General features: G+C 61.5%; 4 protein-coding genes. All 4 read right to left on the bottom strand.

All coding sequences use genetic code 11. The features are described 5' to 3' along the window. Positions 1–362 precede the first annotated feature (362 nt). The 4 genes from J8I87_RS42770 to J8I87_RS42785 all read right to left on the bottom strand — a co-directional run bounded on the left by J8I87_RS42770 (position 363) and on the right by J8I87_RS42785 (position 6,498). Positions 363–3,461 (bottom strand): autotransporter domain-containing protein, encoded by a 3,099-nt coding sequence (locus J8I87_RS42770; RefSeq protein ID WP_209938621.1) that lies wholly within the window; start codon positions 3,459–3,461, stop codon positions 363–365. Between the two features lie 415 nt (positions 3,462–3,876). Beyond that, positions 3,877–4,119, bottom strand: coding sequence for a hypothetical protein (locus tag J8I87_RS42775; RefSeq protein WP_313068249.1), 243 nt, complete (start codon positions 4,117–4,119; stop codon positions 3,877–3,879). A gap of 152 nt (positions 4,120–4,271) precedes the next feature. Next, entirely contained in the window at positions 4,272–5,462 is a 1,191-nt protein-coding gene (locus J8I87_RS42780; RefSeq protein WP_209938624.1) for a benzoate/H(+) symporter BenE family transporter, read from the bottom strand. Positions 5,463–5,667: 205 nt separating this feature from the next. Beyond that, positions 5,668–6,498 (bottom strand): 3-keto-5-aminohexanoate cleavage protein, encoded by an 831-nt coding sequence (locus J8I87_RS42785; RefSeq protein ID WP_209938625.1) that lies wholly within the window; start codon positions 6,496–6,498, stop codon positions 5,668–5,670. Positions 6,499–7,422: the final 924 nt, after the last annotated feature.

A 7,422-nucleotide genomic window follows, 5' to 3' on the forward strand; every position in this document is an offset into this window, starting at 1 on the left:
TCTCATTGATTTCACTTGGCGATACATACGTCGTCAGGTCGGCGTCGCCGACTGTGTTTTGAACATCTTCCTTAGCGAAAGACGGTATTTGAGCCGATTGGCGGCACGCGTCGGGATAGACGCGCTCTGGAAGTAGATACGCATGGCTTTGGTCCGGGTATCTGTGCCGAATAGCGCCACAGCCGGCACGGAATCAATATGAACTGTGAGGCGGCGCAGGGGCTGTGACACTCCTCGGGTAAAAGTACCGTCGGTTCTTCGCGCAGTCAATCCCGTTCCATATTTTGATGTCAAGGAGCGCACGGCTCGCGCTACAAGGCAGCAGTCGATCAGAACCAGATGACGTTTTTGAGGAAGTGAATCTACCAGCGATAATCGAGGCCCGCGCTGCCCGCGTGCGAGGTGCTCCCGCCACCGAACTCGCCATCGTAGCGCACTAACAGGTGTGCGCTGCGACCAAGCGAGACACGCGTGCCCAGTTCGATCTGCGCGGCATCACGTGCCAGGCCGCTGCCGTGGACGGTAAAGCCGGTGTTAGGCGCGCCGGCGAAGCTCGCGCCCATCGCCCGCGTTAGCGCACCGTACTCATGCGCCCACGCTGCCGTGGCGTCCACGCGCCATTGATGCCCCAGCCAGTCGATCGCGCGATGCCATTGCGCGCCGAGCAGAGACCGCACGGCGCTGCCCGACGCGGACTGCACCGCCAGATTCACGGAGCCGGCGCCCGTCTCGGTGGTTCCCGGCAAATCGACGTACTGCGCTTCGAAACCCGCAAACGGCGACAGCACACCAACGGCTCCGGCATCGAGGTCGACGCCCGTCTGCAGCGACGCGAAATATTGGTTTCCATCCATCTTTCGCTGGGCGGTTCGCGAGGGACTGGTGAATGTGATGTCCCGCTTCATCTCGTCGTCGTTGCGCGCATAGCCCAGCGCGCCCTGAAGCCAATAGCGTCCCGGCACATAGCTGCCGTACAGTGCGACCTGATAGCTGTCGAACTGTCCATGCACGGGCAGCGTGTCGGTTGACGTATTGCCGTGGACGTAGCTGAGCGCCGCGCCGACGGTAACCGGCCCCGCGACACGATAATCGATGCCAGCGATCGCACCCGCCAGATCGATCTGCTGCGTGAGCCATGTGTCATATCCGCCGTTCCGGCCAGTATTGCCGAGCAGCGCTGCCCACGAGCAGATGTGTGTGTCGCCATCAGCCGGCATCTGCGCGGCCTGGGCGGGTTTCGTGCATGAGCCGCCGCGCGCGTCGGCAAGGCGCGCCTGAATGGCATCCGTCGTCTGGCGAGACGCGACGACGTGCGCGTTGAGCAGTGCCGCATAGGACTCGGCGCCCAACTGGTCGAGTGCGGCATACGCGGCGGGACCTTCGATATTGACGAGATCGGCCGCGACACTCAGGAAATCGCGGCTGGGTGGCATGCCCGATCCGATTGCCGCGATACCGCGATCCAGCGCGCCTTCCACGGCAACCTCGTTCGGTGTGCCGCCCGCATGCCGGAAATCCCGTTGCACGACGAGATACGCATGATTGGCATCGTACGCAAGCGATGGCTGCACGAATGGGTTAAGCGTCGAGACTCCGGCGTATGTACCGCTGAGACCAGCCGACGCCGAGACGATCGTGTAGGTATCGATGTGGCTGAACGTTGCCGTGCGCAGACGCGCAAATACTGTCCCGCCCTGTAGTGTCGCCTGGCCTGTGACATCGACGAGATCGTTGCCCGTGGGCAGCACCTCGATCACGTAGCGGCTTCCGGCAGCCTGCGCAAAGGTACCGGCGACGTGCAACGTACCGGCCGCGAGCGGCGGCAGTGCGGATACGGCCGTTCCCGACGGCGCGGCGACGGCATTGCCCGGCGCGATCGTGCCTTGCACGACGAGTGCGCCGCTGACGGTTCCCGTTCCTGCGATCGCCGCACCCGGCGCCACCGTGGTGGCCGAACTGCCCAGCGTCCCGTTTACGCGCAGCGTGCCCGTTTCCACCGTTGCCGCGCCGACGGATGCGTCGCCTGCCAGGGTCCAGTCAGTGCCGCGCATGGCAAGCGACGCGAACCCGTACAGACGGCTTGCGAGACTTCCCGTGCCCTGCAGCACGAGCGCATTGCCGGGTCCACTGCCGCCGTCGAGGTCGCCCGTCACATTGCTGCCGCCAAAGAGTGTGAGCACATCGTTCGAACCCGTGAAGCGGACGGAGGCGTCGCGGCCTGTCAAGTTGCCAGCGTTCAGGATTACGGCATCAGAACCGGCAAGCACGGCGACGCCCTGTTCGCTGGAGACCGTGGCGCCCGCCTGGTTGACGACAAGGCTCGCACTTCCATTCGCCGCACCAAGGCTGATGGCCGGCGCACCCGCACCATCGGCGCTGATGGTGCCCGTGTTGACGATGCTGCTGCCGCTGCCTTGCACGGCGAGCGTGGGGGTGTCCTTATCATGGCCGTCGATGGTGCCGTCGTTGACGATCCGGCTTGCTGCTCCGATCGAGATCGCGCTTCCTGTTTGTGCATGCACGGCGCCGCCGCTAGCAATCTTGACATCGACACCCGTGGCCTGGGGGACGGCGGTTATGCCGCCCGTCAACTGCCCGTCAACGGTCAGACTGCCTCCCGCAATCTGCCATGCCTCATTCACGCTGTTTGCACCTGTCAGCGTCCAGTTGCCGAGGTCCTGCTTCATCAACGTATCGAAGTTGCGGTATTGCGCATTCGGACCAATCGCAGACAGGTCGAAGGCGCCGGCAGTCGCGCCACCGAGAATCAGCGTGTTGACGCCGCCTGCGTCGTGCGCGCCGCCGTTCACGATCCCCGAGATCGCCGATGTGCCCGTGATCAGCAACGTATCGTCGTGCGGACCGAACAGGATCGCTGTTCCGCTATCGCCGCCCGTAATCGTGCCGCTATTGACGACGAGACCGCCCGTGCTGCTGGTGCCCGTCGTCAGGTCGATCGCGGCCTTGCTTCCGGATGCGATGACGCCGGCGTTCATGACCGTCGTCGCGGGCGCAGCAAGAATGGCCGATGCGGAGCCCGCAATGCGGCCCGTCGCGAGATTCGTGATGGCGCCGCCATCGGGCATGTGGATGGCGGACTGCGTGTTCGCGAGGCCCGCGACGTCTCCCGCGATATCGCCCGCGTTGACGACCGTGCTGGTCGAGCCCCGCACGAAGACGCCGTCCAGCTTGCCGGCGATGACCGCGCCGATGGCATTGGTGACGTCGGCGCCGCCGAACAGTGCCATTGCCGTGGTGACGGGACTGATGAACTGGCCATTGTTGACCACGGTGGCGTGCTGGCTGAACTGGAGTGCCCAGGATCCGCCCGCGACGGTGCCGTTATTGGTCAACGTCCATCCTGAACTCGCTACGCTGTCGATCGCGGTGACGCCTGCCGAACGCGTATCGATGATTGCGCCCGGCACGACCACATAGGGATTACTGCCTGATGTCAACACGTAGCCGGTCTGGGAACTCGTCAGATCGATAGCACCTGCTGGCTGGATGGCACCGCAGACGATCACCGCGAACCTGACGGCATAAACGCAGAACGACTGGCGGGCGGGAGCGATCGGTAAGCCCCGTTTGCGGAATGTGTGATGGGTGCTTCCGGCGATCTCGTGGCACATTCGGCGTCGTCTAGTCGATCCAGGTTATTCGCGTAGCGAAGTGGAGCGCGTCATGCGGAGTCCACAGGTACGTGCAATATAGGAATCAACGCTTGAGGTCAAGCATCAGCATTCGCAAGCTGGCGCGGATAGGATTGCCGCGCATGGCTAGCGTGCTGCTATCTTTTCCGGCCGCCCGGCGCGCCTGTCGCCACGACTGGGCTACCACGGTCCGATCATTCTCCGACGACATCGCGTGCCGCTTTTACCGCTTCTCGTGTCCCTCAAGGATACTGAGCAGTGCTTCCAGCTTGATGCGTTGGGTAAGTCGCAGCCCCGGCAACTTGTGGATTTCATAGAGACGACGTCGCCAGTAGGTCCGATCAAGCACCGAGTGCGTCCCATCTGGCGTCAGGACTTTTTCGAGGTTGGAGATTTCTGCATCCGCGTTGCGCAGAGCGTGCCGGTTCGAGGCGCTGATGCCCCATTGACGAGATTGCTTGGCCACATCGACCTCCCTCTCCGTCGTGAACGTAAGTTGTTTATCACGTGACATGCTGAGTCATTCGCCAGTTTGGCAAGTATGTCGAAGCGCGCCGCAGTTTGTTGCTTTGCATTGTCGCGCCCAATCGCTTTTCGCTGCGTCAACAAAGCCGTTCGTCAACGCCTTTGACCAGTTGTTCCGAGAACCAGATGAGCCAACAAGCCAAGAACGATGCCCCAGAACGCCGCACCGAGACCCAGAAAGCTCATGTTGGAAGCAGTGGCGATGAATGTGATCAACGACGCTTCGCGATGGTCCTCGTCTTGCACCAGTCCGGCAATGTTCGTCGCAATTGCACCGAGCAGGGCAAGGCCCGCGAGCACTGCAACGAAGGCATTGGGAAAGGCCGCAAACAGCATGACGACCGTCCCCGCGAAGGTGCCTCCTATGAGGTAGAAGAGCCCATTCGCGATACCTGCAACGTAGCGGCGCTCCGGGTCACGATGCGCGTCAGGACCTGTACACAAGGCCGCGGTGATTGCTGCGATGACAATCGTGATGCCACCCGTGAACGCCACCAGAATCGACACCAGGCTGGTCCCCACGAGAACCGGGCGGCTCGGCGTCTGATATCCGGATACCCGCAAGATTGCGAAGCCAGGCAGGAATTGGCCCGTCAAGCTCACGATAACCAGCGGGACCGCCAGGCTCACTGTCGACTGCCAGGTCCAGGTTGGCATGATGAACATGGGGCGGGTGACGTGAAGACTGACAGATTGCAGATGCGTCAGGCCCAATGCCATAGCGAGCGCGCAGCCGAAGACCAGGACGAGGATCAGGCAGTAGCGCGCAGCCCAACGACGGAAAATCATGTAGCTCGCCAGCATTCCCAGAGCGAGCCAGGGGCTGACTGCAACCGACTTGAATACGCTGGTGCCGAACGGAAAGAGAATGCCTGCCATCATCCCAGAGGCAATCCCACGTGGAATCCGCTTCACTACCTGGTCGAACAACCCGGACATGCCAAGCACGAAAATGCAGGCGCCCGCGACGATATAGGCGCCTATTGCGTCGCTCACAGGCATGCCCGGAAAGAGCGTAACAAGCAATGCGGTCCCGGGAGCGGACCAGGCCGTAATGATGGGCTGCTTCAGCCACCAGCTCAGCGCGATTCCGGACACTGCGGCGCCGATCGAAATCGACCAGATCCAGGATGCGACAACGTCATTGCCGACATGGGCGGTGCGCGTCGCCTGAAAGAATATGGCAAGCGGTCCGGCGTACGAAATGACGACTGCGAGCAGTCCAGCCGTAACTGCCGATACCGACCAGCTCCCTTTCGGGGCGGTGGACACCAAAGTACCCATCGACTCTCGACTCATGGAATCCGTTCGTAGTTTCAGCGAATGGAGGACGGATGATGCGCGAGTGCGGTCACCTGCATCGACGCATGCGGAAACAACGGCAGACAGGGCACGATGGTATTCGGTGCCACCCACGCCGTCCAGCCCGGCATCGGGTCTGCGCCCGACACATGTGGCGGATGGCGCCCGTCACCTGCGCGTCGTGCGTTCAGGCCTGAGGCAGGCTCAGCAGCTCTCGCGCCTGCGCGGCCGTCGCGACCGGGCGCCCATATTCGCCGCATAGCGCCACGACCCGTTCCACCAGTTGTGCGTTGCTCGCCGCGAGCGTGTCCTTGTCCCAGCGCACGTTGTCTTCGAGACCGGTACGGGCATGGCCGCCCATTTCCAGCGTCCAGTGATTGACCTCTAGCTGATGCCGGCCGATGCCGGCAGCCGTCCAGGTCGCGTCCGGCAGCAATGCGGCAAGCTGCTTTACCTCGAACTCGAGAATTTCACGTCGCGCGGGCAACGCGTTCTTCACGCCCAACACGAATTGCACATGCACGGGAGGCTTAAGCAACCCCTGCTGTACGAGATCGACCGTGCTGTACAGCATCGCCAAATCGAAAATCTCGATCTCCGGCTTCACGTGATGCTGAAGCATCATCGACGCAAGCGAGCGGACGAAGTCGGGCGGGTTTTCATAAACGGTTGTCGGAAAGTTGACGGAACCCGTCGCGAGCGACGCCATGTCCGGACGCAGGTCGAGCATCGAGCCGCGTTGCTCGAACGAGCGGCCGCGGCCGCCTGTCGAGAACTGGATGATCATGCCCGGACAGTGCTTGCGAATCCCTTCCTGAAGCTGCGCGAAGCGCGTGTGATCGGAGCTCGAGTTCTCATTCTCGTCGCGCACGTGAAGGTGGACCAGCGTGGCGCCAGCCTCGAACGCTTGATGCGTGCTTTCGATCTGTTCGGCCACCGAGATGGGTACTGCCGGATTGTCCTTTTTGCGGGGCACAGAACCCGTGATGGCGACGGTAATGATGCAGGGAGTGTTCATTTCGATAACCTTAAAAGGGCGGTTTGGCGTCGCGCACACGAGCGGCCGGACACCGGCATGACAAGGCCGTCACTGCGGATGAATGCAACTTGCGACTGACCTGGCGAGAAAATTTCCATCGCAGGAGCGCGCGCGCCGCAAAGCCGAACATCGGCGGCATCGCGAACATCGAAAGCACGGTCGCGCCAATACAGCCGGGAATGAGGCACGGCACGCCTTCAGCCACAGCAGCAAGCTGGCGTTCATCCGGATCGGCGTGCGCGTCACGGCCTGGTAAAGATCGCGGCAGTGATCGCAGCGCCTGCGCCGATGGCCGCGTGTATCGATCAAGCAAGCAGGTACGGTGGTTTTATACACGGCGCCCCTTTGCAGCGTCCAATACTATCGGCGTCCGATTTAATACCTCTACAGTATCGGATCGTTGTATCCGCTGGATTTGACGTCCCGCTGTCTGGCGCCCGCGCAGATGTCATCAGGCAGAACGCCCTTCGGCCATTTGGACCGCGAGCGGGGACTCGAAGCGGATGTCAGTCACGAAAACGGGAGAGCGAGTCGCGCTATCTCTGCAAAGTAGCGTGCGCCGGTGAGCAATATGTCGTCGTTGAAGTCGTACGCGGCATTGTGAGCTAATGGTTCGCGCACGACCGTCCCGCGCAAGATAACAATACCGCCGCGAATAATCACCGGAAATCTTTGAGCCTGATATCTCAATGTTGATTTATCTAATGGAATTCAGCGAAATTTCCTACATTCTAATGGCCTGGCTCTTATTCAATGTTTAAACGGCGAAATTAAGACTTCTTGTATTTGGGTGAAATGGGTAGCGATATATCGTTTCGATCGTGTTCTAGGGAAGATGTTCAAAACACAGTCGGCGACGCCGACCTGACGACGTATGTATCGCCAAGTGAAATCAATGAGACG

Source organism: Paraburkholderia sp. LEh10, from assembly GCF_017814945.1.
Taxonomy (GTDB): Bacteria; Pseudomonadota; Gammaproteobacteria; order Burkholderiales; family Burkholderiaceae; genus Paraburkholderia.

Coding starts and splice junctions, on each gene's coding strand:
- J8I87_RS42780 (WP_209938624.1), bottom strand. CDS start 5,462: ATGGGTACTTTGGTGTCCACCGCCCCGAAAGGGAGCTGGTCGGTATCG.
- J8I87_RS42785 (WP_209938625.1), bottom strand. CDS start 6,498: ATGAACACTCCCTGCATCATTACCGTCGCCATCACGGGTTCTGTGCCC.